Here is a 22,455-nt window from a genome sequence, read left to right on the forward strand (position 1 = left end):
GCCCCTCAGTACTTCAGCAGGTTGGCGTCGTCGACGCTCGCCGAGCGCCGGGTACGGAAGATCGCCATGATGATCGCGAGACCGACCACGACCTCGGCCGCCGCGACCACCATCACGAAGAACGCCATGATCTGGCCGTTCAGGTCGCCGTTGATCCGGCTGAACGTGACCAGGGTCAGGTTGGCCGCGTTGAGCATCAGCTCGATGCACATGAACAGCACGATCGCGTTGCGCCGGACCAGCACGCCGACGGCGCCGATGGTGAACAGCACCGCCGCGAGGATCAGGTAGTAGTCCGGGGTCACTGTGCCGGCCTTTCGTTCGCGACTGCGGGGCTCCGCTCCGCTGCACTCCTCGCGCTCACCGATCCGTCCCCTTCAGTGCGGTCTCCTCGGCCGTCAGCTCACGCACCGGCAGGATCTCCGGGATGCTGCGCTCGGTCAGCCGGCCGTCGGGCAGGCGGGCCGGGGTGGCCACCGAGGAGGAGGTGGCGTAGACACCCGGGCCGGGCTTCGGGCCGGGGTAGTTGCCGGGACGGAACCGCGCCTTCATGGTGGCGATCTGGTCCATCCGGTCCGCCTTGCGCCGCTCGACGTGCGCCAGCACCATCGCGCCCACCGCGGCGGTGATCAGCAGCGCCGAGGTCAGCTCGAAGGCGAAGACGTACTTGGTGAACAGCAGCCGGGCGATGCCCTGCACGTTGCCCTCGGCGTTCGCCTCGTCGAGCCCGGCCGGCCGCACGCCGTCGAGCGCGCGGTACAGGCCGCTGCCCACCAGGCCGGCGAAGCCGAGCCCGAGGACGACGGCGGCGATCCGCTGGCCGCGCAGCGTCTCGATGAGCGAGTCCGACGCGTCCCGGCCGACGAGCATCAGCACGAACAGGAACAGCATCATGATCGCGCCGGTGTAGACGATGACCTGCACCATGCCGATGAACGGCCCGGCCTGGAGCACGTAGAACACGCCCAGACAGAGCATGGTCAGCACGAGCCACAGCGCGGAGTGCACCGCGTTGCGGGCCCACACCATGCCGACCGCCCCGAGCAGGGCCAGCGGGGCGAGGATCCAGAAGGTGACCTCCTCACCCCCGGACACCTGGCCCGCAGCGGCGAGCACCGTTGCCGAGGTCATGCCTTGCCTCCCTTGCCCGCCGCGGCGGACCGCTGCTCGGCCTGCTCGGCGCCGGGGAAGGTCACGCCGGGGTGCTCCTCCACCTGGTACCGGCCGGGGCCCATCGGCGAGCGCTCGGCGCCGGCCGAGGTGCCCGGGTTGGTCAGCGCGCCGACGTAGTAGTCCTTCTCGCTGTCGCCCAGCCGCATCGGGTGCGGCGGCTGCTCCATGCCCTCGAGCAGCGGTGCGAGCAGCTGCTCCTTCGTGAAGATCAGGTCCTGCCGGTTGTCCCGGGCCAGCTCGTACTCGTTGCTCATGGTGAGCGAACGGGTCGGGCAGGCCTCGATGCAGAGTCCGCAGAAGATGCACCGGGCGTAGTTGATCTGGTAGATGCTGGCGTACCGCTCACCCGGGGAGAAGCGCTGCTCCTCGGTGTTGTCGCCACCCTCCACGTAGATCGCGTCGGCCGGGCAGGCCCAGGCGCACAGCTCGCAGCCGATGCACTTCTCCAGCCCGTCCGGGTGCCGGTTGAGGATGTGCCGCCCGTGGTAGCGCGGCGCCGAGACCGGCGGCTTGAACGGGTAGTCGGTGGTGACGACCTTCTTGAACATGTGCGAGAAGGTGACACCGAAGCCCTTGAACGTTCCGGTGATCGCGCCCACGTCACACCTCCCTGGAGTCCGGGCCGGCGACGACGTTGGCCGGCTCCCGCTCGGCGAGCACGCGCTTGGTACGCGGGCTCGGCGGAACCTGAAGATCCATCGGCGGCAGCGGGAAGCTGCCGTACGGCCGGCTGTCCGCCGCCTCCTGGGGCGACGGCTTCAGCTCCTTCTTCCGGCTCGGCCAGAAGAGCGTGACCAGCAGCAGCACGCCCGCGCCGACGGCGGTGACGAGCAGCCGGTCCCGGGCCTGCCAGTCCTCGATCGAGCGCAGCCCGGCGAGCACCATGATCCAGACCAGGTTCAGCGGCAGCAGCACCTTCCAGCCGAAGCGCATGAACTGGTCGTAGCGGAGCCGGGGCAGCGTGCCACGCAGCCAGACGAAGACGAAGACCAGCAGGATGACCTTGCCGAAGAACCACAGCATCGGCCACCAGCCCTCGTTGGCGCCCGACCAGATCGTGATCGGCCACGGCGCGTGCCAGCCGCCGAGGAAGAGGGTCACGGTGAACGCCGACATCGTCACCATCGCGACGTACTCGCTGAGCATGAACAGCGCGAACTTCAGCGAGCTGTACTCGGTCTGGAAGCCGGCCACCAGCTCCGACTCCGCCTCGGGCAGGTCGAACGGCGCCCGGTTGGTCTCACCGACGATGGCGATGAAGAACATGATGAAGCTGGGCAGCAGCAGGATCGCGTACCAGCCGGGCGCGGCGAGCTCGAAGCCGCCGATGCTCAGCCGGGTGCCGTCGCCCTGCGCGGCGACGATCCCGCTGGTCGACATGGTGCCGGCGGTCATGAAGACCGCGACCACGCTCAGGCCCATGGTGACCTCGTAGGACACCAGCTGGGCCGCGGAGCGCAGACCACCGAGCAGCGGGTACGTGGAGCCGCTGGCCCAGCCGCCGAGCACGATGCCGTACACGGCCAGCGAGGAGAAGGCCAGCACCACCAGCACCGCCACCGACACGTCGGTGACCTGCAGCGGCGTGCGGTGCCCGAAGATGCTCACCATCGGCCCGAACGGGATCACCGACAGCGCCGTGACCGCGCAGACCACGGAGATCACCGGGGCGAAGAAGTAGACGACCTTGTCGGCCTTGCGCGGGAGGATGTCCTCCTTGAAGGCCAGCTTCACGCCGTCGGCGAGCGTCTGGAGCAGGCCGAACGGGCCGGCCTGGTTGGGGCCGGGCCGCACCGCCATCCGGCCCACGACCCGGCGCTCGAACCAGACGCCCAGCAGCGTGGCCGCCACGGCGACGACGAACGCGAAGAGGATCTTGCCGAGGACCAGCCACCACGGGTCCTTGCCGAAGTCGGCAAGCGTCGGGTCCTGCGCCGCGAGGTAGAGATTCACTGCACCGACCTTTCGTTCGCGACCGCGAGGCGTACTCGCTCCGCTCGTTGCCTGCGCGCGCTCACTGTGCACTCCCCGTGTTCAGCAGCGGGCCCGGCCGGTCCGCGGCGTCCGCCGCGACCCGTCCCGCCGGGACGGCCGCACCGCCGGCGCCGACGGAGACCTTCACCAGCGAACCGGACGTCGCGCCGAGGCTGCGCCGCACGGTGGAGCCGGGCGAGTTGGTCGGCAGCCAGACGACGCCGTCCGGCATCTCGGTGATCGCCGCCGGCAGCGTGAGAGCGCCCCGGTCGGTGCCGACGGTGACCGCGTCGCCGTCGGCCACACCGAGGGACTCGGCGGTGCCCTTGCCCAGCCGGACCACCGGCGGGCGGGCGGTGCCGGCGAGGTGCTCGTCGCCGTCGGTGAGGCTGCCCAGGTCGATGAGCTGGTGCCAGGTGGACAGCACGGCCTCGCCCGCGCCAGGCTGCCGGACGGCGGCCGGCTCGACCGAGGGCGCCGACGGCCGCTCGACCCGGGTACGCGGCAGCGCGCCCAGCTCGCGGCGGATGCTCGGCACGTCGCCGGTGCCCAGCCGCACGTCGAGCTGCGCGGCGATCGCGTCGAGGATCCGGGCGTCGGTCATCGCGCCGGTGTCCAGCACCTTCTCGAACGTGCGCAGCCGGCCCTCCCAGTCCAGGAAGCTGCCGGCCTTCTCGACCACCGGCGCGACCGGCAGGACCACGTCGGCCCGGCGCGACACCGCGCTCATCCGCAGTTCCAGGCTGACCAGGAACGGCACCGCGTCCAGGGCCGTCTCGGCCAGACGCGGGTCGGCCAGGTCGGCCGGGTCGACACCGGCCACCACAAGGGCGCCGAGCTGACCGTTCGCGGCGGCGGTGAGGATGCCGTCGGTGTCGCGGCCGGCCTGGCTCGGGATCACCCCGGCCGGGATGTCCCACGCCTCGCCCAGCTCCGCGCGGGCGGCCGGCTCGGTGACCACACGACCGCCGGGGAGCAGGTTGGGCAGGCAGCCCGCGTCGACAGCGCCGCGGTCACCCGCGCGCCGCGGCACCCAGACCAGCCGGGCACCGGTACGCCGGGCGACGTCCGCCGCCGCCGACAGCCCGCCCGGCACCTCGGCCAGCCGCTCGCCGACGATCAGGATCGCGCCGGGCTTCCCCAGCGCCTCGGCCACTGTGGCGTGCTCGGCCAGCACGCCGGCCTCCTCGCCCGGCACCACCCGGGCGAGCTTCGCCCCGAGCTTCTCCAGGCCGCGCGTCGCGAACGGCGCGATCGCGTACACCGTGAGCTTCTTCTTCAGGTACGCCTTGCGCAGCCGCAGGAAGAGGATCGGGCACTCCTCCTCCGGCTCCAGGCCGACCAGCACCACAGCGGGCGCGTTCTCCACGTCGGTGTAGGTCACGTCGGTGACCCCGGCGACGCTGCTGGCCAGGAAGTCGGCCTCCTCGCGGGAGACCGGGCGGGCCCGGAAGTCGATGTCGTTGGTGTGCAGCGCGATGCGGGCGAACTTCGCGTACGCGTAGGCGTCCTCGACGGTGAGCCGGCCGCCGGTCAGCACCGCCGTGCCGGTCGCGCCGTCACGGGCCTCGCGCAGCCCCTCGGCGGCCCGGGTCAGCGCCTCGCTCCAGGACGCCTCGCGCAGCTCACCGGTCTTCTCGTCGCGCACCATCGGGGTGCTGATCCGGTCGAACGCGCGGGCGTACTGGAAGCCCCAGCGGCCCTTGTCGCAGTTCCACTCCTCGTTCACCGCCGGGTCGTCGCCGGCCAGCCGGCGCAGCACCTTGCCGCGCCGCCAGTCGGTGCGCTGCGCGCAACCGGCCGAGCAGTGCTCGCAGACGCTCGGCGTGGAGACCAGGTCGAACGGGCGGGCCCGGAACCGGTACTGCGTGCCGGTCAGCGCGCCCACCGGGCAGATCTGCACGGTGTTGCCGGAGAAGTAGGAGTTGAACGGGACGTCACCGGCGTCGCCGTCCTCGCCGTACTCCTCGTCCCGGTAGATGTTGATCTCCTCGTGCGAGGAGCGTCCCATCAGGTCGATGAACTTGTCCCCGGCGATCTCCTCGGAGAACCGGGTGCAGCGCTGGCAGAGCACGCACCGCTCGCGGTCGAGCAGCACCTGGGTGCTGATCGGCAGCGGCTTCGGGTACTCCCGCTTGTGCTCGTGGAACCGCGAGTCCGTCCGGCCGGTGGACATCGCCTGGTTCTGCAGCGGGCACTCGCCGCCCTTGTCGCACATCGGGCAGTCCAGGGGGTGGTTGAGGAGCAGCAGCTCCATCACCCCCTCCTGGGCCTTCTTGGCGACCGGGGAGGTGAGCTGGGTCCGCACCACCATGCCGTCGGCGACGGTCTGGGTGCAGGAGGCGACCGGCTTGCGCTGGCCCTCCACCTCCACCAGGCACTGCCGGCAGGCGCCGGCCGGGGCCAGCAGCGGGTGGTCGCAGAAGCGGGGGATCTCGGTGCCCAGCTGCTCGGCGACCCGGATCAGCAGCGCCCCCTTGGGGGCGGTGACCTCGACACCGTCGATGGTCAGCGTGACGGTCTCGGTCTGCTTGGCTACGTCGGTCATCAGTGCGCCCCTACCAGGGTCTTCTCCGACAGCTTCGGAGCGGTACGTCCCTCGATGTAGTCGAGGTAGTCCTGCTTGAAGTACTTCAGCGACGAGGTGACCGAGCTGGTCGCGCCGTCACCCAGGCCGCAGAACGAGCGGCCGAGGATGTTGTCGCAGGTGTCGAGCAGGGTGTCCAGGTCCTCGTGGGTGCCCTGGCCGGCCAGGATGCGCCGGTAGACCCGGACCATCCAGTAGTTGCCCTCCCGGCACGGGGTGCACTTGCCGCACGACTCGTGGTGGTAGAACTCCAGCCACCGGTAGGTCGCGTACACCGGGCAGTCCTGGTCGGAGAAGATCTGCGTGGCGGTGGTGCCCAGGATCGAGCCGGCCCCCGCCACCCCCTCGAAGTCCAGCGGCACGTCCAGGTGCTCGGCGGTCAGCAGCGGCGTCGACGAGCCGCCCGGGGTCCAGAACTTCAGGTCGTGCCCGGGCTGCATCCCGCCGGCCAGCTCGATCAGCTCGCGCAGCGTGATGCCCATCGAGCACTCGTACTGGCCCGGGTTCGCGATCCGGCCGGACAGCGAGTAGATCATCGGGCCGGACGACTTCTCCGTGCCCATCGTCTTCCACCAGTCCGCGCCACCGAGCACGATGTACGGCACGCTGGCGATGGTGCCGACGTTGTTGACCACGGTCGGGCTGGCGTACAGGCCGTGGGTCGCCGGGAACGGCGGGCGCAGCCGGGGCTGGCCGCGGAAGCCCTCCAGCGAGTCCAGCAACGCGGTCTCCTCACCGCAGATGTACGCGCCGGCGCCGGAGTGCACCACCAGGTCCAGGTCGAACCCGGAGCCGAGGATGTTCCGGCCGAGGTAACCCTTGGCGTACGCCTCCTGGACCGCGTTGCGCAGCCGCCGGGCGGCGTGCACGGCCTCACCCCGGATGTAGATGTACGCCCGGTTGGCCCGGATCGCGTACGAGGCGATGATGACGCCCTCGACCAGCGAGTGCGGGTCGTAGGTCATCAGCGGCAGGTCCTTGCAGGTGCCCGGCTCGCCCTCGTCGGCGTTCACCACCAGGTAGTGCGGCTTGCCGTCGCCCTGCGGGATGAAGCCCCACTTCAGGCCGGTCGGGAAGCCCGCGCCGCCACGGCCGCGCAGCCCGGAGTCCTTGACCAGCTGGATCAGGTCGTCCGGGTGCGCCTTGAGCGCCTTGCGCAGGGCGGCGTAGCCGTCCAGCTTCTCGTAGGTGCCGAGCCGCCAGGCGTCCGGCGACAGCCAGCGCTTCGTGAGCACCGGCGTGAGCTTGGCCAGCGTCTCCGGCCGAGGAGTGGTCACTTCCGGACCCCCGATCCGTTGGCGTCCGCCGGGTCGGCGCCGTCCACGCCCGTACCGGCCTCCGCTTCCTTGAGGTTGCGCTCCTGCGCGCCGGCCGCGTCGCCGGCGGGCTTGCCGTCGCCGGCCGGCGGGTTCGCCGCCGTGCCGGCCGCCTCCGCCGCCTGCGCGTCGCGGGGCACCGGAGCCGGGCCGTCCACCGGGACCTTGGTGCCCGGCGAGTCCGGTACGGCGGTGGCCGCGTCCGGCTGCCGGGTCTCGGCGGTACGCACCTGCGGCGACTTGGCGTCCGGCGCCTTCACGTCCGGCGCGGTGCTGCCGGTGGCCGCCTCCGGCTTGGCCGGCTCGGCGGCCTTGGCCGGCTCGGGCGCGGGGGCCGGCTTCGCGGCCTCGGCCTTCGCCTTCGCCTCGGCGGCGGCCCGGTCGGCCTCGGCCTTGCTGCGGATCGGGGTCTTCGGGTCGAAGCCCGGCACCGAGACGCCGTGCTGCTCGGCCAGGCGCAGGCCGCGCAGGCTCGGCTCGCCCGGCCCGCCGTCGGCCACCGCGCCGTCGCGCTCGTCGGCGAAACCGGCGAGCTGGACCGCCATCTCCTTGAGCGTGCACAGGCGCGCGCCCCGGGTGGGCATCGGCCGGCCGCCGGCCCGCAGCTCCTCGACCACGTCGAGCGCGCCCTGCGGCTCCACGTTGTCGAAGAAGTCGTAGTTGACGGTCATGACGGGGCCGTAGTCGCACGCCGCCAGGCACTCGGCGTGCTCCAGGGTGATCTTCCCGTCGGCGGTGGTCTCCTCGTGCCCGACGCCGAGGTGCTCGGCCAGGGCGTCGTAGACCTTCTGCCCGCCCAGCACGTCGCACATGGTGTTGGTGCAGACGCTGACCAGGTAGTCACCGGTGGGCTTGCGCTTGTACATGGTGTAGAAGGTGGCGACGGCGCCGACCTGGGCCTTGTTCAGCCCGAGCACCTCGGCGCAGAACTCGACACCGGCCGGGGAGACGTACCCCTCCTCGGACTGGACCAGGTGCAGCAGCGGCAGCAGCGCCGAGCGCGACCGGTCGGCCGGGTACCGGGCGATGATCTCCCGCGCCCGGAGCCGGGTCTCTTCAGTGAACGTGCTCATCGGTCACAACCACCCATCACGGGGTCCAGCGAGGCGCCGCCGGCGATCACGTCGGCGATCAGGCCGCCCTCGGCCATCGCCGGGAGGGCCTGGAGGTTGACGAAGCTCGGCTCCCGGTAGTGCACCCGGTAGGGCCGGGTGCCGCCGTCGGACACCGCGTGCACGCCCAGCTCGCCGCGGGGCGACTCGATGGCGACGTACACCTGGCCCGGCGGAACCCGGAAACCCTCGGTGACGAGCTTGAAGTGGTGGATCAGCGACTCCATCGACTGACCCATGATCTTCGCGACGTGCTCCAGGGAGTTGCCCATGCCGTCGACACCGATGGCGAGCTGCGCCGGCCAGGCGATCTTCTTGTCGGAGACCATCACCGGGCCCGGCTTCAGGCGGTCCAGCGCCTGCTCGACGAGCTTCAGCGACTCCCGGATCTCCGCGACGCGGACCAGGTAGCGGCCCCACACGTCACCGTCGGTGTGGGTCGGCACGTCGAACTCGTACGTCTCGTAGCCGCAGTACGGCATGGTCTTGCGCAGGTCCCAGGCGAGGCCGGCGGAGCGCAGCACCGGGCCGGTGACGCCGAGCGCCATGCAGCCGGTCACGTCGAGAACCGCGACGTTCTGCGTGCGCTCCAGCCAGATCGGCTGACCGGAGAGCAGGTTCTCGTACTCCTTGAGCCGCTTCGGCATCAGCGTGAGGAAGTCGCGGATCTTGCGGATCGCGTCGTCCGGCACGTCCTGCGCCACGCCGCCCGGCCGCACGTACGCGTGGTTCATCCGCAGGCCGGTGATGGTCTCGAAGATGTCGAGGACGTACTCCCGCTCGCGGAAGCCGTACAGCATCATGTTGATCGCGCCCAGCTCCATGGCGGTGGTCGCCAGCCAGACCAGGTGCGACGAGATCCGGTTGAGCTCCATCATCAGCACGCGGATGGTGTTCGCCCGCTCGGTGATGTCGTCGGTGATCCCGAGCAGCTTCTCCACCGCGAGCGCGTACGCCGTCTCGTTGAACAGCGGGGAGAGGTAGTCCATCCGGGTCACGAACGTCGAGCCCTGGACCCAGTTGCGGTACTCCAGGTTCTTCTCGATGCCGGTGTGCAGGTAGCCGACGACCGAGCGGGCCTCGCGGACCGTCTCGCCCTCCAGCTCCAGGACCAGCCGGAGCACGCCGTGGGTGGACGGGTGCTGCGGACCCATGTTGACGATGATCCGCTCGTCGTTGATCGGGTCCGCGCCGGAGACGACCTCGTCCCAGTCCCCGCCGGTGACGGTGAAGACCTTGCCCTCGGTGGTCTCACGCTCGGTCGCGTAGTTCGACGTGGTCACTGGTACGACCTCCTACGGTCCGGCGGCGGGATCTCCGCACCCTTGTACTCGACCGGTACGCCGCCGAGCGGGTAGTCCTTGCGCTGCGGGTGGCCCTCCCAGTCGTCCGGCATGAGGATCCGGGTCAGGGCGGGGTGACCGTCGAAGACGACGCCGAACATGTCGTACGCCTCCCGCTCCTGCCAGTCGGCGGTCGGGTAGACGGCGGTGACACTCGGCACGTGCGGCTGCTCGGCGGAGACCGCCACCTCCAGCCGGACGATGCGGCGGTAGGTCATCGAGGTCAGCTGGTAGACCACGTGCAGGCGCCGTTCCGCGCCCAGGTAGTCCACGCCGGACAGCGAGGAGAGCAGCTCGAAGCGCAGCGCGAGGTCGTCGCGCATCATCTGGCAGACCTCGGCGATGCGCTCCGGGCGCACGTGCAGCGTCAGCTCGCCCCGGTCGACCACGACCTTCTCGATCGCGTCGCCGAAGTCCGGGTACGCCTCTTCCAGCGCGTCCCGCACCTCGTCGAAGTAGCTGCCGTACGGGCGGGTCGCCTCCTCGATCGGCTTGCGCTGGCGGACCAGCCCGCCGTAGCCGGAGACGTCACCGGTGCCCTGGTTGCCGAACATCCCCCGGCCGGCCGGGCTGGCCGGCGGGTACTCGGCCGGGGCGGTGGAGCTGGCACCGGCCGGGGTGGTCGGTACCGGCACCCCGCCGTCGTTGTTCTTGTCGTTCGGTGCGGTCATTTCGGGCCCCTATGCGACGCCTGAAGGTGGTTCTGCGCCTTCATCCAGTTCTCGATCCGCAGCTGCTCCTCGCGCCCCTCGCGGACGGCCTTCGTCCACTCGGCACGCCGGGCCTTGTCGCTGCGGTACGACGAGGGCATCGAGCCGTACGGCACGACCGGCACGTCACCGCGCGCCTGGCGGGCCTCCAGCATCTTGCGGCCGTTCGGGCCCAGCGGCTCGTGCATGATCTTCTCGCGCAGCTTGAGCACGGCGTCGATGAGCATCTCCGGCCGGGGCGGGCAGCCGGGGAGGTACATGTCGACCGGGACGACGTGGTCGACGCCCTGCACGATGGCGTAGTTGTTGAACATGCCGCCGCTGCTGGCGCAGACGCCCATCGAGATGACCCAGCGGGGCTCGGCCATCTGGTCGTAGATCTGGCGCAGCACCGGGGCCATCTTCTGGCTCACCCGGCCGGCCACGATCATCAGGTCGGCCTGGCGCGGCGAGGCGCGGAAGACCTCCATGCCCCAGCGGCCCATGTCGTAGTGCGGGCCGCCCGCCGCCATCATCTCGATGGCGCAGCAGGCCAGACCGAACGTGGCACCCCAGACCGAGGTCTTCCGCGTCCAGTTGACCAGCTTCTCGACGCTGGTGAGCAGGACGCCGGAGGGGAGTTTCTCCTCGATGCCCATCTGCTACCTCCTCAGTCCCAGTCCAGGCCGCCGCGACGCCAGACATAGGCGTAGGCGACGAAGACCGCGACGATGAACAGGACCATCTCCACGAAGCCGAAGATCGGCAGAGCGTCGAAGGAGACCGCCCAGGGGTAGAGGAAGATGATCTCGATGTCGAAGACGATGAAGAGCATCGCCGTCAGGTAGAACTTGATCGGGAACCGGCCGCCGCCGACCGGCTGCGGGCTCGGCTCGATGCCACACTCGTACGCCTCGAGCTTGGCCTTGTTCAGACGCCGCGGGCCGGCGAGTCGGGCGGCGGCCACGGAGAACAGCGCGAACGCCGCAGCGAGGGCGAACAGCCCGATGATGGGTGCGTAAGGAGAGAGCGTCATCGTTGTCCCCTGCTCGTCCTTCCCTGACCTCGGTGGTTGGCCAAAATCACACTATTCACGTCCCTGAGACCTCGGTCGCCGGGGGTCGATCTCTGTCCGCCCGTGGTCGCTCGACTACGGACGGTTGTCTCCTACACGGCCGGAGCCACCTTCGTCATCGCGTTGATGACCCGGTCCATCGCGTCCCCGCCGCGCGGGTCGGTCAGGTTGGCCAGCAGCTTGAGCACGAAGCGCATGAGCATCGGGTGCGGCATGCCGTGCCGGGTGGCCAGCCGCATCACCTCGGGCCGGCCGATGAGCTTCACGAACACGCCGCCGAGCCGGTAGTAGCCGCCGAAGCGGGCCTTCAGCTCCTGCGGGTACGCCATCAGCGCCCGTTCCCGCTCCGCGCCGGCCGGGCGGGCCAGCGCCTGCACGGCGACCTCCGCGGCCATCTCGCCGGACTCCATCGCGTACGCGATGCCCTCGCCGTTGAACGGGTTGACCATGCCGCCGGAGTCGCCGACGAGCAGGACACCGCGGGTGTAGTGCGGGACCCGGTTGAAGCCCATCGGCAGCGCGGCCCCGAGGACCGGACCCTCCGCGTTGGACTCGTCGGTCATCCCCCAGTCCTCGGGGGTGTTCGCGAGCCAGTCGGTGAGCAGCTTGCGGTAGTTCGTCTTGCCGAACGCGGAGGACGAGTTCAGCACGCCGAGGCCGACGTTCACCCGGCCGTCGCCGAGGCCGAAGATCCAGCCGTAGCCGGGCAGCAGCGCGTCGCTGCCCTTGGCCCGCAGCTCCAGCCACGACTCCAGGTAGTCGTCGTCGTGCTTGGCGGGTGAGCGGTAGTAGCGGCGGACCGCGACGCCGATCGGGCGGTCCTCCCGCTTGGCCAGTCCGAGGGCGAGCGGGAAGCGGCCGGAGACGCCGTCGGCGGCGACCACGAGCGGCGCGTGGAAGGTGGCGGGCTCCTTGTCCGGGCCGACCTCGGCCTGCACGCCGATCACCCGGTCGTCGGCGCCGAGCACCGGGCCGAGGACGTTGACGCTGGTACGCAGCTTGGCCCCGGCGGCGACGGCCCGCTGCGCGAGCAGGTCGTCGAAGTCGAGCCGGGTCCGCACCAGGCCGTAGTTGGGGAAGCTGGCCAGGTCGGGCCAGTCCAGCTCCAGGCGCACCCCGCCGCCGATCACCCGCAGGCCCTTGTTGTGCAGCCAGCCGGCCTCGGGCGAGGTGTCCACGCCCATCCGGATCAGCTGCCGCACGGCGCGGGGCGTGAGCCCGTCGCCGCAGACCTTCTCCCGGGGAAACTCCGTCTTCTCCAGCAGCAGCACGCGTACGCCGTGCCGCGCCAGGTGGTACGCCGTGGCCGATCCTCCGGGACCGGCGCCCACGACGATGACGTCGGCGTCGTTCTCCACCGCGGTCATCCGCGCCTCCTCCCGCATGCTCGTGAAATGCTTCACAAGCCCATCCGGTTGGAGTCTATGACCGCCGTTACACCAGGCCGCGCTGAGGGGGGCCTAACTTCGTGGAAACGGGCCGGTAGGAGGGCCGAAACCGGTCAGGGGCGCGCCGACGCGGCCGGTCCGAGCCCGGCGTCGAGCCGGATCGCCTCGGGCAGGTGGTCGCGCAACGCGCCACCCGCCGCGCGGTCGAGCGCCGCCAGCACCTCGGCGACGACCTGCCGGACATCAGCGGGATCCGCGCCGGCCAACTCGCGGAGCTGGGCGATCAGCTCGGCGGCGTCGTCGTCGGTGGCGGCCTGGTCTGGTCCCGTCATGGGGGCGAGCCTACGGGACAAAGTAGACCAGAACCGGATATTCACGAAATGACCCGCGCTTGCTGGCCGGAGGGTCAGTTTCGGACGGCCCGGTGCAGGGCCACCACGCCCCCGGTCAGGTTGCGCCACGCCACCCGACCCCAGCCGGCCGCGCCGATCCGCGCGGCCAGCGCCGGCTGGTCCGGCCAGGCCCGGATCGACTCCGCCAGGTAGACGTAGGCGTCGGGGTTGCTGGACACCGCGCGCGCCACGCCCGGCAACGACCGCATCAGGTACGACAGGTAGACGGTGCGGAACGCCGGGTTGACCGGGGTGCTGAACTCGCAGACCACCAGCCGCCCACCCGGCCGGGTCACCCGGGCCAGCTCGCGCAGCGCCGCGTCGGTGTCGTTGACGTTGCGCAGCGCGAAGGAGATGGTCACCGCGTCGAAGCTCGCGTCGGCGAACGGCAACCGCAGCGCGTCCCCGGCCAGCAGCGGCACCGACGGGCGGGTGCGCTTGCCCGCGTACAGCATGCCCAGCGACAGGTCGGCGCCGACCGCGTACGCCCCGGAGTGGGCCAGTTCCTCGGTCGAGACGCCGGTGCCGGCGCCCACGTCGAGCACCCGCTCGCCCGGCCGCAACCCGAGCGCCGCCCGGGTGGCCCGCCGCCAGGACCGGTCCTGCCCGAAGGAGAGCACGGTGTTGGTCAGGTCGTAGCGGGCCGCGACACCGTCGAACATCGCGGCTACCTCGTGCGGCTGCTTGTCCAGGCTGGCGCGCTGGCCCTGCGGGGTACGGCTCACCCCTCCACTCTGCCAGCCGCGCCGCCCTCACTCCGCCCCGGGTACGCGAGAGGGCGGGGTGGTCGTCCACCCCGCCCTCGCCGCGTCTTCCGTACCGGGTCAGTCGCCGGTGCGCTCCTCGTCCGGCGTGACGAGCACCACCTTGCGACGCCGGGACAGCATCATCAGCGCCACGCCGGCGGCGACCACTGCCGCGCCGATCCCGCCGATCAGACCGACCTGCGCGCCGGTCACCGGCAGCCCGCCGTCGCCGGAGCCGCCACCGGCACCACCACCGGCGGTCGGGGTCGGGACCGCGGTCACGCTGCCGGTCGGGGTCGGCCCGGCAGTCGGCGTCGAGGTCGGCTGGACCGTCGGCGTCGGGCTCGGGGTCGACTGCGGGCTCTGGTCGACGAAGACGTCGAACTGGGCGGTGTTGTCGCCGTCGTCGGCCTCGGAGAACGCGCGGCGCTGCGCCGAGGTGGCGACCTTCGGCTCCTCCTCCGGCGTGCCCGCGGCCGAGTCCAGGCCGGCGGCCCAGACGAAGCCCGGACGCAGCAGCTTCTCGGTCACGTCCGCGCCAACCTTCACCCGGACGCCGGCGGTGTAGTACTGGCCGGGCTTGAGCACCGCGCCCAGGTCCTCGCAGTACGCGTTGGCGAACCCGCCCAGGTTCTGCTCGACGCAGCCCTCGGGCAGCTCGGCGAAGGTGACGCCGGCCGGCAGCGTGATCCCGTAGCTGATGCCGGTGGCACGCTCGCTGCCGCCGTTGAACGCGGCCCAGTCCAGCGGCGCGGTCTGACCCGGCCGGACCGGGCGCAGGCCCGCCTCGCCGGCGTCGTCGCCGTCGACCGCCACGTCGGCGTACACGTCCTGGACCCACGTGGTGAGGTCGTAGCCGGGCTCGGTGACGGTGATGTCGTGCTCGACCGTGTCCAGCACGCCGGTGCCGTTCGCCGCGCTGATCGACACCGTCAGGGTGCCGGCCGCGCCCTTGCCGCCGGTGGAGAACAGCGGGATGCCGAAGTCCTCAGTGGTCCCGGCGGGCAGGTCGCCCAGCAGGCACGAGAAGGCGGTGCCGCGGATGTCGCAGCCCTTCGGGACCAGCACGCCGACCTTGGCGCGCTTGAGACTCTTCGTCTCGACGGTGACCCGGACGTCCTTCGCGTCCACCGTCCCGACGGTGTTGTTCACCTGGAACTTGAACGGCTTGGCCTTGGCGTCGGTGACACCCATGGCGAGCTGGTAGCTGAGCGGGATGAGCTGGAGGTCGGCCTTGTCGGCCGCCTGCGCCGGGCCGGCGAGCGCGCCGAGACCGGCGGTGGAGAGCAGCGCCACGACGCCGGCGCGCGCCAGCGTGGACCGGTAGCGGAAGGTCATTGTTCCCCCGGGGGTAGGGAAGTGCCGATCAACGCACGAACGAAGGGACGGTACCGGAGCGACGTAGCGTCGCGCCACCGTCCCAGGGTGGGAATTCCCATCGATTCCGACAGACAGCAAGGGCGGGATGGTCACCCATCCCGCCCTTGCCGCGGTGCGTTATGTGAACGGCCCTCATGGGCCGATGGAGGACGACCGTCCCCGACGGACGCCGCCAGCGTAATGGCGTCGCCGGCGCGCCGGGCCGTGCTCACCCGGGTCGCCGCCGACCTGTTACCTGCCTGCTCGCGGCCCGGATCGGTGGTGTCGCGCGGGCAGGCTAGCCGCCGGTGATCACGCAGGTGAAGACCCCTGGCGGAAGCTTCACCGGAAACGGCCGGAGCTCCGGCCGCACGACGGGAGCCGACCGGCCGAACGGGGGAACGAGGTCAGTTGACCTCGACCAGCGGCAGCGACTTCCCGGCCCCGCCGCCGGGCAGCGCGATCGACGAGAAGTGCGAGACCACGCGGTCGTCGCTCGGGTCGTCGGCGGGCGTGTGGTGCACCGCGAGCCGGTTGTAGAGCGTGTCCCGCTGCGCGGGGATCCGGTCGGCCGAGCGGATCATGCCGATCAGCTCGTGCAGGTTGGAGCGGTGCCGGGCGCCGGCGGAGGAGATGACGTTCTCCTCCAGCATGATCGAGCCGAGGTCGTCCACGCCCATGTGCAGCGCGAGCTGACCGACGTCCTTGCCGGTGGTCAGCCAGGACGCCTGCAGGTGCGGCACGGTTTCGAAGAACAGGCGGGCCACCGCGACCAGACGCAGGTATTCCAGCGTGGTCGCCTGGGTGCGGCCCTTCAGGTGGTTGTTCTCCGGCTGGTACGTCCACGGGATGAACGCCCGGAAGCCGCCGGTGCGGTCCTGCACGTCGCGGATCATCCGCAGGTGCTCGATGCGCTCGGCGTTTGTCTCGCCGGTGCCCATCATCATGGTGGCCGTCGACTCCAGGCCCTGCCGGTGCGCCAGCTCCATGACCTCCAGCCAGCGGGCGCCGGACTCCTTCAGCGGCGCGATCGCCTTGCGCGGCCGGTCCGGCAGCATCTCGGCGCCGGCGCCGGCGATCGAGTCCAGGCCGGCGGCCTTGATCCGGGCGATGGCCTCGTCCAGGCTCACGCCGGAGACCTTCGCCATGTGCAGGATCTCGCTCGGGCCGATCGAGTGGATCGCGAGCTGCGGGTACGCCTTCTTGACCGAGGAGAACAGCTCCTCGTAGTACTCCACGCCGTAGTCCGGGTGGTGCCCGCCCTGGAGCATGACCTGGGTGGCGCCCAGCTCGACCGCCTCGCCGCAGCGGCGCAGGATCTCCTCGGTCGGGTGGGTCCAGCCCTCCTTGTGCTTGGGGGCCCGGTAGAACGCGCAGAACTTGCACGCCGTCACGCAGACGTTCGTGTAGTTGATGTTGCGGTCGATCAGGTACGTGACGACGTTGTCCGGGTAGCGGCGCCGCCGCACCGCGTCGGCCGCCTCGCCCAGCGCGTGGAAGGGCGCGTCGGTGTAGAGCAGCAGCGCCTCCTCGGGCGTGATGCGCCCGCCGTCCGCGCCGCGTTGCAGGATGTCGTCGATCTCCCGGTTCGCCGTCACACTCCCGAGCGTACGCCGACCGCCCCCGGCACCGACCGGCCCACCCTGGGGATCCGGCGCGGAAAACACGGTGACGAGCGCCACGCCCCCTGGGAATTCCATCGATGACCTACGATGCATCGATGACTGACGAACCCGTACCCCGCACGAGACGCGCGCTGCGCCGGCGCGCCCTGCTCGTCCTCGCGCCACTCGCGGCCGGCGGCCTGGCCCTCACCGCCGGCCCTCGCCCCGCCGCGGCGGCCACCAGCGCGCCGGAGTGCCTCGCCGACCTGCTGGAGCGCTGATGGCCACCATTCCGTGGCTCGCCGACGTGCTGCGCTCGGCCGGCGTCACTGTGGTCGAGGAGGGCAACTGGCTCGGCCGCGTGGCCGGCAGCTCGTTCAACCCGATCGGCGTGCTCTGGCACCACACCGCCTCGACCTCCAGCGCCGCCAACCCGCACCCCGCCCTGGGCATCTGCATCAACGGCCGCTCCGACCTGCCCGGACCGCTCTGCCACGCGCTCGTCGACTACAACGGCGTCTTCCACGTCATCTCCGGCGGGCGGGCCAACCACGCCGGGTCCAGCCGCGGCAGCGGGCCGATCCCGGCCGGTGACGGCAACACGCTCCTGGTCGGCTGGGAGATCGACTACAACGGCGTCGACCAGCGGATGACCCCCGCCCAGTACTCCGCCTCCGTGCTCGCCACCGCCGCCGTGCTGCGCCGGCTCGGCCGCGACGCCTCCTACGCGCGCGGGCACCGGGAGACCAGCACCACCGGCAAGATCGACCCCTCCTTCATCGACCTCGACAGCATGCGCGCCGACGTCGCCCGGCAGCTCACCGGAAACCCACCCCTCGAACTCTGGAAGGACGACATGAAGCTCATCCAGTCCACCAACCGGGGCATCGCCCTGGTCGGCCCCGGTTACTTCCGCCTGCTCCGCAACAACGAGGAGGTCTACGCCGCCGTCGCGCTCGTCGGCAACCCGCTGATCGGCAACGACCGCCAGTTCGACCTCTGGCGCAGCATCGCCTTCGACGGCGAGGTCAAGGCGCCGAGCTGACCCGCGCCGCGACGGGCGCGAGGGATCTTGCGCCCGTCGCCTAGGCTCGCCGCGTGTCCGTCGCACCGCATCCGCCCACCCCCGTCATCGTGGCCGGTGCCCGCCCCGCCCTCTGGTCCCTCGTGCTGACCGCGGTGGTGGCCGGCCTCGGCCTCGCCGTGATCGCGGTGAACACGCTCGTCGGCTACCTGACCGTCGGACTGTCCCAGGCCGTGCCGATCTGCCTCGGCCTGGTCGGCTGCTTCGCCTTCACCGTCGCCCTGCGCCTGCTGCACCGCGCCTGGTGGCTGGCTGCCCTGTCGGTGGTGCCGGCCCTCTTCGTGCTGGTGGGAAGCGTGCAGCTCGCCCCCGAGGCGGTGCTGCGGGAGCGGGGCGTCGCCCAGCAGGTCACCATCACCGACGTGCAGACGTCCGGCAAGCGGCACGAGTTCGCGCTCCGCGGCGACTCCGGTCCGCTCGACGAGCCACTCGTCTACTCGGGCAGCGCTCCCGGCTACCGGGTCGGCCAGCGGCTGACCGTGCTCGTCGACCCGCAGGGGCAGGTGGAACTGGCCGACGCCGAGAAGGTCGACGTCGCCGGCAAGCGGAGCATGCTCGTGCTCGGCGCGGCCGGCTGGACACTGTTCGCGCTCCTGGCCGGATGGCGCGGCCACGTCCGCCGGGCCCGAGGGCGTCAGGCATCGGCGCCGCTGCCGCTGCCGTTCTGACCGGCGGGCGCCGGCCCGCAGGTCACCTCACGCGTCGTAGTCGACGGTCAGCTCGTCGGTGACCGGGCTCGACTGACAGGTCAGCACGTAACCGGCGGCCACCTCGTCCGGCTCCAGCGCGTAGTTGCGCGCCATCGTCACCTCACCCGAGACCACCCGGGCCCGGCAGGTCGAGCACACCCCGCCCTTGCACGCGTACGGCAGCTCGCCGCGCACCCGCAGGGCCGCGTCCAGCACCCGCTCGTCCCGGCCCATCGTGAAACTCGACGAGCGCCCGTCCAGCACGATCGTCACCTCGGCGCCGCCGGACCGCTCGACCTCGCGGCGCACCGGCTCCGGCGGGGCGTCGACGTGGAACAGCTCGGTGTGCACAGCCGCATCCGGCACGCCGCGACCCGCCAGCACCGCCTTGGCGTCCACCACCATCCCGTACGGGCCGCAGAGGAACCACTCCTCGATCTCGTCACCGGGTACGACGGTGTCGAGCAGCCGGGTCAGCCGGTCGGCGTCGATCCGCCCGGACAGCAGCGCCGACTCGCCCATCTCCCGGGACAGCACGTGCACCAGGTGCAGCCGGGTCGGGTAGCGGTCCTTCAGGTCGGCCAGCTCCTCGGCGAACATCACCGAGTTCGCCGTGCGGTTGCCGTACACCAGCGTGAACGTGCTGTGCGGCTCGGTCGCCAGCGCGGTCGCGGCCAGCCCGAGGACCGGGGTGATGCCGGAACCGGCGACCACCGCGCCGTACCGGCGGGCCCGGTCCGGGGTGAACGCGGAGGTGAAGTGGCCCAGCGGCGGCAGCACCTCGACGGTGTCGCCGCCGCGCAGCGCGCCGCAGGCGTACGCGGAGAACGCCCCGCCCGGCACCTCACGCACCCCGACCCGCAAGCGGCCGTGCCGCGCCAGCTCGTCGGGGGTGGAACAGATCGAGTACGACCGCCGCACCTCCCCGCCGTCTCCGTCGGCCGGGCGGCGGACGGTGAGGTGCTGCCCCGCCGAGAACGCGAACGTCTCGCGCAGCTCCTCCGGCACCGCGAACGTGATCGACACCGAGTCGTCGGTGAGCCGGTCCACGGCGGCCACTGGAAGCGGGTGGAAGACCGGCCGGCGGCGAACCGGCCGCGTGATGGTGACAGTCACAGCGCCTTCAGGTGGTCGAAAGGTTCGGAACAGGAGCGGCAGCGCCACAGCGCCTTGCACGCGGTCGAGCCGAAGCGGCTGATCTGGGTGGTCTCCGGCGACCCGCAGCGCGGGCAGCGTACGGCCAGGGTCAGCGGCACCACCGTGTCGTCGCCGCGCGGCGCGGGCGGGGCTATGCCGGCGGCGGCGAGCTTGGCCCGGCCGGTGTCGGAGATCCAGTCCGTGCTCCACGCCGGGTGGTAGACAGTGCGCACCTCGGCGTCCGGGTGCCCGGCGGCGGACAGCGCCCGGCGGATGTCCTCCCGGATCACATCCATGGCCGGGCAGCCGGTGTAGGTGGGTGTGATCGTGACGACGACCCGGCCGGTGCCGGGTTCCTCGTCGACCGCGCGCAGGATGCCCAGCTCGTCGATGGTGATGACCCGGATCTCCGGGTCCACCACCGCCGCCGCGGCGTCCCTCGCGCTTGTCACCAGCTCGCTCCCGGGTGGGCGCGGTGCAGCACCTGCATCTCGGCGAGCAGGTAGGAGAGGTGTTCGGTGTGCAGGCCCTCCCGGCCGCCGCCGGGCGTCCAGCCCGTCTCCGGGCGGGTGAGCGTCGCGTCGTCCAGCACGGCGGCCACGGTGGCGTCGAAGTCGGCCCGAAGGGTGGCCGGGTCGACCGGCGCCGCCGGAGCCGGGTCGAACAGCTCGTGGACGTACGGCCACACGTGGTCGACCGCGTCCTGCATGCGCCGGTGCGACTCGTCGGTGCCGTCGCCGAGCCGCTTCACCCACAGCGCGGCGTGGTCCAGGTGGTACGCCGACTCCTTGCGCGCCTTCGCGCCGACCGCTGCCAGCCGCTCGTCCGCGCAGCCGGCCAGCGCCGTGTAGAGCGGCACCTGGTACGCGGCCAGGAAGAACAGCTTCGCCATGGTGACGCCGAAGTCGCCGTTGGGCAGCTCGACCAGCAGGCAGTTGCGGAACTCGCGGTCGTCGCGCAGGAAGGCCAGGTCGTCCTCGTCGCGGCCCGCGCCCTCCATCTCGCCCGCGTACGTGAGCAGCAGCCGGGCCGCGCCGAGCTGGTCGAGGGCGATGTTCGCGAGCGCGATGTCCTCTTCCATCTCCGGCGCGCGGGAGGTCCACTCCCCGAGGCGCTGCGCCGCGATCAGCGCGTCGTCACCGATGGCGAGCGTGAAGTCGAACCGGCTCATAGGTGGGCCGCCCCTTCGGGGACCTCGTAGAACGTCGGGTGACGGTAGACCTTGTCGGCGGCCGGGTCGAAGAACGCGTCCTTCTCGTCCGGGCTGGACGCGGTGATCGCGCTCGCCGGCACCACCCAGATCGAGACGCCCTCCTGCCGGCGGGTGTAGAGGTCGCGGGCGTTGCGCAGGGCCAGCTCGGCGTCGGGGGCGTGCAGGCTGCCGACGTGGGTGTGCGACAGGCCACGGCGGGCCCGCACGAAGACCTCCCAGAGGGGAGAGGACGCGCTGCTCATGCGTTCGCTCATGCCGCCACCGGCTCCTTTCGATCCGCCCGCTTCGCGGCGTACGCCGCGGCGGCCTCCCGTACCCATGCGCCGTCGGCGTGCGCCTTGCGCCGGTGCGCCATGCGCTCCCTGTTGCACGGCCCGTTGCCCTTGATGACCCGCATCAGCTCGTCGTAGTCGGGCTGGGTGTAGTCGTACGCCTGCCGCTCCTCGTTCCAGCGCAGGTCGGGGTCGGGCAGGGTCAGGCCGAGCACCTCCGCCTGGCCGACGCACATGTCGACGAAGCGCTGCCGCAGCTCGTCGTTGGAGAAGCGCTTGATCTTCCAGGCCATGGACTGGGCGCTGTGCGTCGAGTCGCCGTCCGGCGGGCCGAACATGGCCAGTGACGGGTACCACCAGCGGTCCACCGCGTCCTGGGACATCGCCTTCTGCGCTTCGGTGCCGTGCGCCAGCGTATGCAGGATCTCGTAGCCCTGCCGCTGGTGGAACGACTCCTCCTTGCAGACCCGGATCATGGCCCGCGCGTACGGCCCGTAGGAGCAGCGGCACAGCGGCACCTGGTTGACGATCGCCGCGCCGTCCACCAGCCAGCCGATCGCGCCCACGTCGGCCCAGGTCAGCGTGGGGTAGTTGAAGATCGAGCTGTACTTCTGCCGCCCGTCGAGCAGCAGCTCCACCAGCTCGTCGCGGCTGATCCCGAGCGTCTCGGCCGCCGCGTACAGGTAGAGGCCGTGGCCGGCCTCGTCCTGCACCTTCGCGAGCAGGATGGCCTTGCGCTTGAGCGACGGCGCCCGGCTGATCCAGTTGCCTTCCGGCTGCATTCCGATGATCTCGGAGTGGGCGTGCTGGGCGATCTGCCGGATCAGCGTCCTGCGGTACGCCTCGGGCATCCAGTCGCGGGGTTCGATCTTCTGGTCCGCGTTGATGACGTCGGTGAAGTAGGCCTCGACGTCCTCGTCCGGCGCCGCGCCGCCGCGCCGGGCTCGCGCCGCCGCTTCGCGCAGCGCCGCCTCCGCCGCCTCCACCTCGCCGAGCAGGCCGCCGCCCGGAGCGTCCTCCGGCGGGGCGAAGTCATTGCCATACATGTAGTCAGTGTTACAGCTCGGCACGATTGACACCAGAGGGTGTAACAGCTTTCGCGAGCCACCTTCCGTGACCGGACAAGCGCCTGCCGTGGTCGGCAGCCATCGAAGAGTTGGTGTGATGTCGATTACTCCGCGAAGATGAAACCCCCCAAGGCTGGCAAAGCACGTCAATAACCCGCCCTTCCGGCCAAGTCGACGGGTGTCGAGACCTGGCATATCGACAGTCCGGAAGTAGACTTCCCCCGGCAAGCCGTTC

At 71.4% G+C, this 22,455-nt stretch carries 24 protein-coding genes; 3 read left to right on the forward strand and 21 right to left on the reverse strand.

Going from position 1 to position 22,455, the window contains the following annotated elements:
- Nucleotides 1–5: 5 nt before the first annotated feature.
- The 16 genes from nuoK to mqnC form a co-directional block, all read right to left on the reverse strand.
- A complete protein-coding gene (gene nuoK / locus ACSDG8_RS15450) occupies nt 6–305 on the reverse strand; it encodes an NADH-quinone oxidoreductase subunit NuoK (protein ID WP_013283611.1) in 300 nt (99 codons plus the stop codon).
- A 55-nt stretch (nt 306–360) separates the two neighbouring features.
- Nucleotides 361–1,131 (reverse strand): NADH-quinone oxidoreductase subunit J, encoded by a 771-nt coding sequence (locus tag ACSDG8_RS15455; protein WP_210892768.1) that lies wholly within the window; start codon nt 1,129–1,131, stop codon nt 361–363.
- Complete coding sequence (gene nuoI, locus ACSDG8_RS15460; RefSeq protein WP_073826325.1) at nt 1,128–1,772, reverse strand: NADH-quinone oxidoreductase subunit NuoI; 645 nt, start codon at nt 1,770–1,772, stop codon at nt 1,128–1,130. Before nuoI ends, ACSDG8_RS15455 begins: the two co-directional genes overlap by 4 nt.
- 1 nt (nt 1,773) lies before the next feature.
- Nucleotides 1,774–3,126 carry an NADH-quinone oxidoreductase subunit NuoH gene (gene nuoH / locus ACSDG8_RS15465; protein ID WP_210892766.1) on the reverse strand — a complete coding sequence of 451 codons (1,353 nt, stop codon included), beginning with the start codon at nt 3,124–3,126 and terminating at the stop codon, nt 1,774–1,776.
- A 61-nt stretch (nt 3,127–3,187) separates the two neighbouring features.
- Nucleotides 3,188–5,695 carry an NADH-quinone oxidoreductase subunit G gene (locus tag ACSDG8_RS15470; RefSeq protein ID WP_439428020.1) on the reverse strand — a complete coding sequence of 836 codons (2,508 nt, stop codon included), beginning with the start codon at nt 5,693–5,695 and terminating at the stop codon, nt 3,188–3,190.
- Complete coding sequence (nuoF, locus tag ACSDG8_RS15475; protein WP_116503472.1) at nt 5,695–7,011, reverse strand: NADH-quinone oxidoreductase subunit NuoF; 1,317 nt, start codon at nt 7,009–7,011, stop codon at nt 5,695–5,697. Before nuoF ends, ACSDG8_RS15470 begins: the two co-directional genes overlap by 1 nt.
- Complete coding sequence (nuoE, locus tag ACSDG8_RS15480; RefSeq protein ID WP_210892762.1) at nt 7,008–8,123, reverse strand: NADH-quinone oxidoreductase subunit NuoE; 1,116 nt, start codon at nt 8,121–8,123, stop codon at nt 7,008–7,010. The genes nuoF and nuoE overlap by 4 nt, the downstream gene beginning before the upstream one ends.
- Nucleotides 8,120–9,445 carry an NADH-quinone oxidoreductase subunit D gene (locus ACSDG8_RS15485; protein WP_210892760.1) on the reverse strand — a complete coding sequence of 442 codons (1,326 nt, stop codon included), beginning with the start codon at nt 9,443–9,445 and terminating at the stop codon, nt 8,120–8,122. The genes nuoE and ACSDG8_RS15485 overlap by 4 nt, the downstream gene beginning before the upstream one ends.
- Nucleotides 9,442–10,176, reverse strand: coding sequence for an NADH-quinone oxidoreductase subunit C (locus tag ACSDG8_RS15490; RefSeq protein WP_210892758.1), 735 nt, complete (start codon nt 10,174–10,176; stop codon nt 9,442–9,444). The genes ACSDG8_RS15485 and ACSDG8_RS15490 overlap by 4 nt, the downstream gene beginning before the upstream one ends.
- On the reverse strand, nt 10,173–10,853 hold the full coding sequence (locus ACSDG8_RS15495; RefSeq protein ID WP_013283602.1) for a NuoB/complex I 20 kDa subunit family protein: 681 nt from the start codon (nt 10,851–10,853) through the stop codon (nt 10,173–10,175). The genes ACSDG8_RS15490 and ACSDG8_RS15495 overlap by 4 nt, the downstream gene beginning before the upstream one ends.
- An 11-nt stretch (nt 10,854–10,864) precedes the next feature.
- Nucleotides 10,865–11,230, reverse strand: a complete 366-nt coding sequence (locus ACSDG8_RS15500) for an NADH-quinone oxidoreductase subunit A (RefSeq protein ID WP_013283601.1) — start codon at nt 11,228–11,230, stop codon at nt 10,865–10,867.
- 131 nt (nt 11,231–11,361) lie between these two features.
- Entirely contained in the window at nt 11,362–12,636 is a 1,275-nt protein-coding gene (locus tag ACSDG8_RS15505) for a geranylgeranyl reductase family protein (protein ID WP_210892756.1), read from the reverse strand.
- A 134-nt stretch (nt 12,637–12,770) separates the two neighbouring features.
- Nucleotides 12,771–12,989: a hypothetical protein gene (locus ACSDG8_RS15510; RefSeq protein WP_174535009.1), complete on the reverse strand. Its 219-nt coding sequence runs from the start codon at nt 12,987–12,989 to the stop codon at nt 12,771–12,773.
- Nucleotides 12,990–13,063: 74 nt separating this feature from the next.
- On the reverse strand, nt 13,064–13,774 hold the full coding sequence (locus ACSDG8_RS15515; RefSeq protein ID WP_210892755.1) for a demethylmenaquinone methyltransferase: 711 nt from the start codon (nt 13,772–13,774) through the stop codon (nt 13,064–13,066).
- Between the two features lie 99 nt (nt 13,775–13,873).
- Nucleotides 13,874–15,133 carry a cell wall anchor protein gene (locus tag ACSDG8_RS15520; protein ID WP_210892754.1) on the reverse strand — a complete coding sequence of 420 codons (1,260 nt, stop codon included), beginning with the start codon at nt 15,131–15,133 and terminating at the stop codon, nt 13,874–13,876.
- A 428-nt stretch (nt 15,134–15,561) separates the two neighbouring features.
- Complete coding sequence (mqnC, locus tag ACSDG8_RS15525; protein ID WP_128137406.1) at nt 15,562–16,752, reverse strand: cyclic dehypoxanthinyl futalosine synthase; 1,191 nt, start codon at nt 16,750–16,752, stop codon at nt 15,562–15,564.
- 122 nt (nt 16,753–16,874) lie between these two features.
- On the opposite strand from mqnC, the gene ACSDG8_RS15530 reads away from it, so the two are divergent.
- From ACSDG8_RS15530 to ACSDG8_RS15540, 3 genes are read left to right on the forward strand one after another with little or no spacing between them, the layout of a single operon-like run.
- A complete protein-coding gene (locus ACSDG8_RS15530; protein ID WP_210892753.1) occupies nt 16,875–17,039 on the forward strand; it encodes a hypothetical protein in 165 nt (54 codons plus the stop codon).
- Nucleotides 17,039–17,803, forward strand: coding sequence for a peptidoglycan recognition protein family protein (locus ACSDG8_RS15535; protein WP_247678181.1), 765 nt, complete (start codon nt 17,039–17,041; stop codon nt 17,801–17,803). The genes ACSDG8_RS15530 and ACSDG8_RS15535 overlap by 1 nt, the downstream gene beginning before the upstream one ends.
- A 53-nt stretch (nt 17,804–17,856) precedes the next feature.
- The gene (locus tag ACSDG8_RS15540; protein WP_307856136.1) at nt 17,857–18,510 is read left to right on the forward strand and encodes a hypothetical protein; all 654 of its coding nucleotides are present in this window, start codon (nt 17,857–17,859) and stop codon (nt 18,508–18,510) included.
- 27 nt (nt 18,511–18,537) lie between these two features.
- On the opposite strand, the gene paaE is transcribed toward ACSDG8_RS15540, so the two are convergent.
- From paaE to paaA, 5 genes are read right to left on the reverse strand one after another with little or no spacing between them, the layout of a single operon-like run.
- Nucleotides 18,538–19,647, reverse strand: a complete 1,110-nt coding sequence (paaE, locus tag ACSDG8_RS15545; RefSeq protein WP_210892752.1) for a 1,2-phenylacetyl-CoA epoxidase subunit PaaE — start codon at nt 19,645–19,647, stop codon at nt 18,538–18,540.
- The gene (gene paaD / locus ACSDG8_RS15550; protein WP_210892751.1) at nt 19,644–20,120 is read right to left on the reverse strand and encodes a 1,2-phenylacetyl-CoA epoxidase subunit PaaD; all 477 of its coding nucleotides are present in this window, start codon (nt 20,118–20,120) and stop codon (nt 19,644–19,646) included. Before paaD ends, paaE begins: the two co-directional genes overlap by 4 nt.
- Nucleotides 20,117–20,839 carry a 1,2-phenylacetyl-CoA epoxidase subunit PaaC gene (gene paaC / locus ACSDG8_RS15555; protein ID WP_210892750.1) on the reverse strand — a complete coding sequence of 241 codons (723 nt, stop codon included), beginning with the start codon at nt 20,837–20,839 and terminating at the stop codon, nt 20,117–20,119. The genes paaD and paaC overlap by 4 nt, the downstream gene beginning before the upstream one ends.
- Nucleotides 20,836–21,123 carry a 1,2-phenylacetyl-CoA epoxidase subunit PaaB gene (gene paaB, locus ACSDG8_RS15560; RefSeq protein ID WP_184977474.1) on the reverse strand — a complete coding sequence of 96 codons (288 nt, stop codon included), beginning with the start codon at nt 21,121–21,123 and terminating at the stop codon, nt 20,836–20,838. The genes paaC and paaB overlap by 4 nt, the downstream gene beginning before the upstream one ends.
- Before the next feature lie 8 nt (nt 21,124–21,131).
- The gene (paaA, locus tag ACSDG8_RS15565) at nt 21,132–22,199 is read right to left on the reverse strand and encodes a 1,2-phenylacetyl-CoA epoxidase subunit PaaA (RefSeq protein WP_210892748.1); all 1,068 of its coding nucleotides are present in this window, start codon (nt 22,197–22,199) and stop codon (nt 21,132–21,134) included.
- Nucleotides 22,200–22,455: the final 256 nt, after the last annotated feature.

The sequence above is a fragment of the Micromonospora sp. LA-10 genome (assembly GCF_051853095.1).
GTDB lineage: Bacteria > Actinomycetota > Actinomycetes > Mycobacteriales > Micromonosporaceae > Micromonospora > Micromonospora echinospora_A.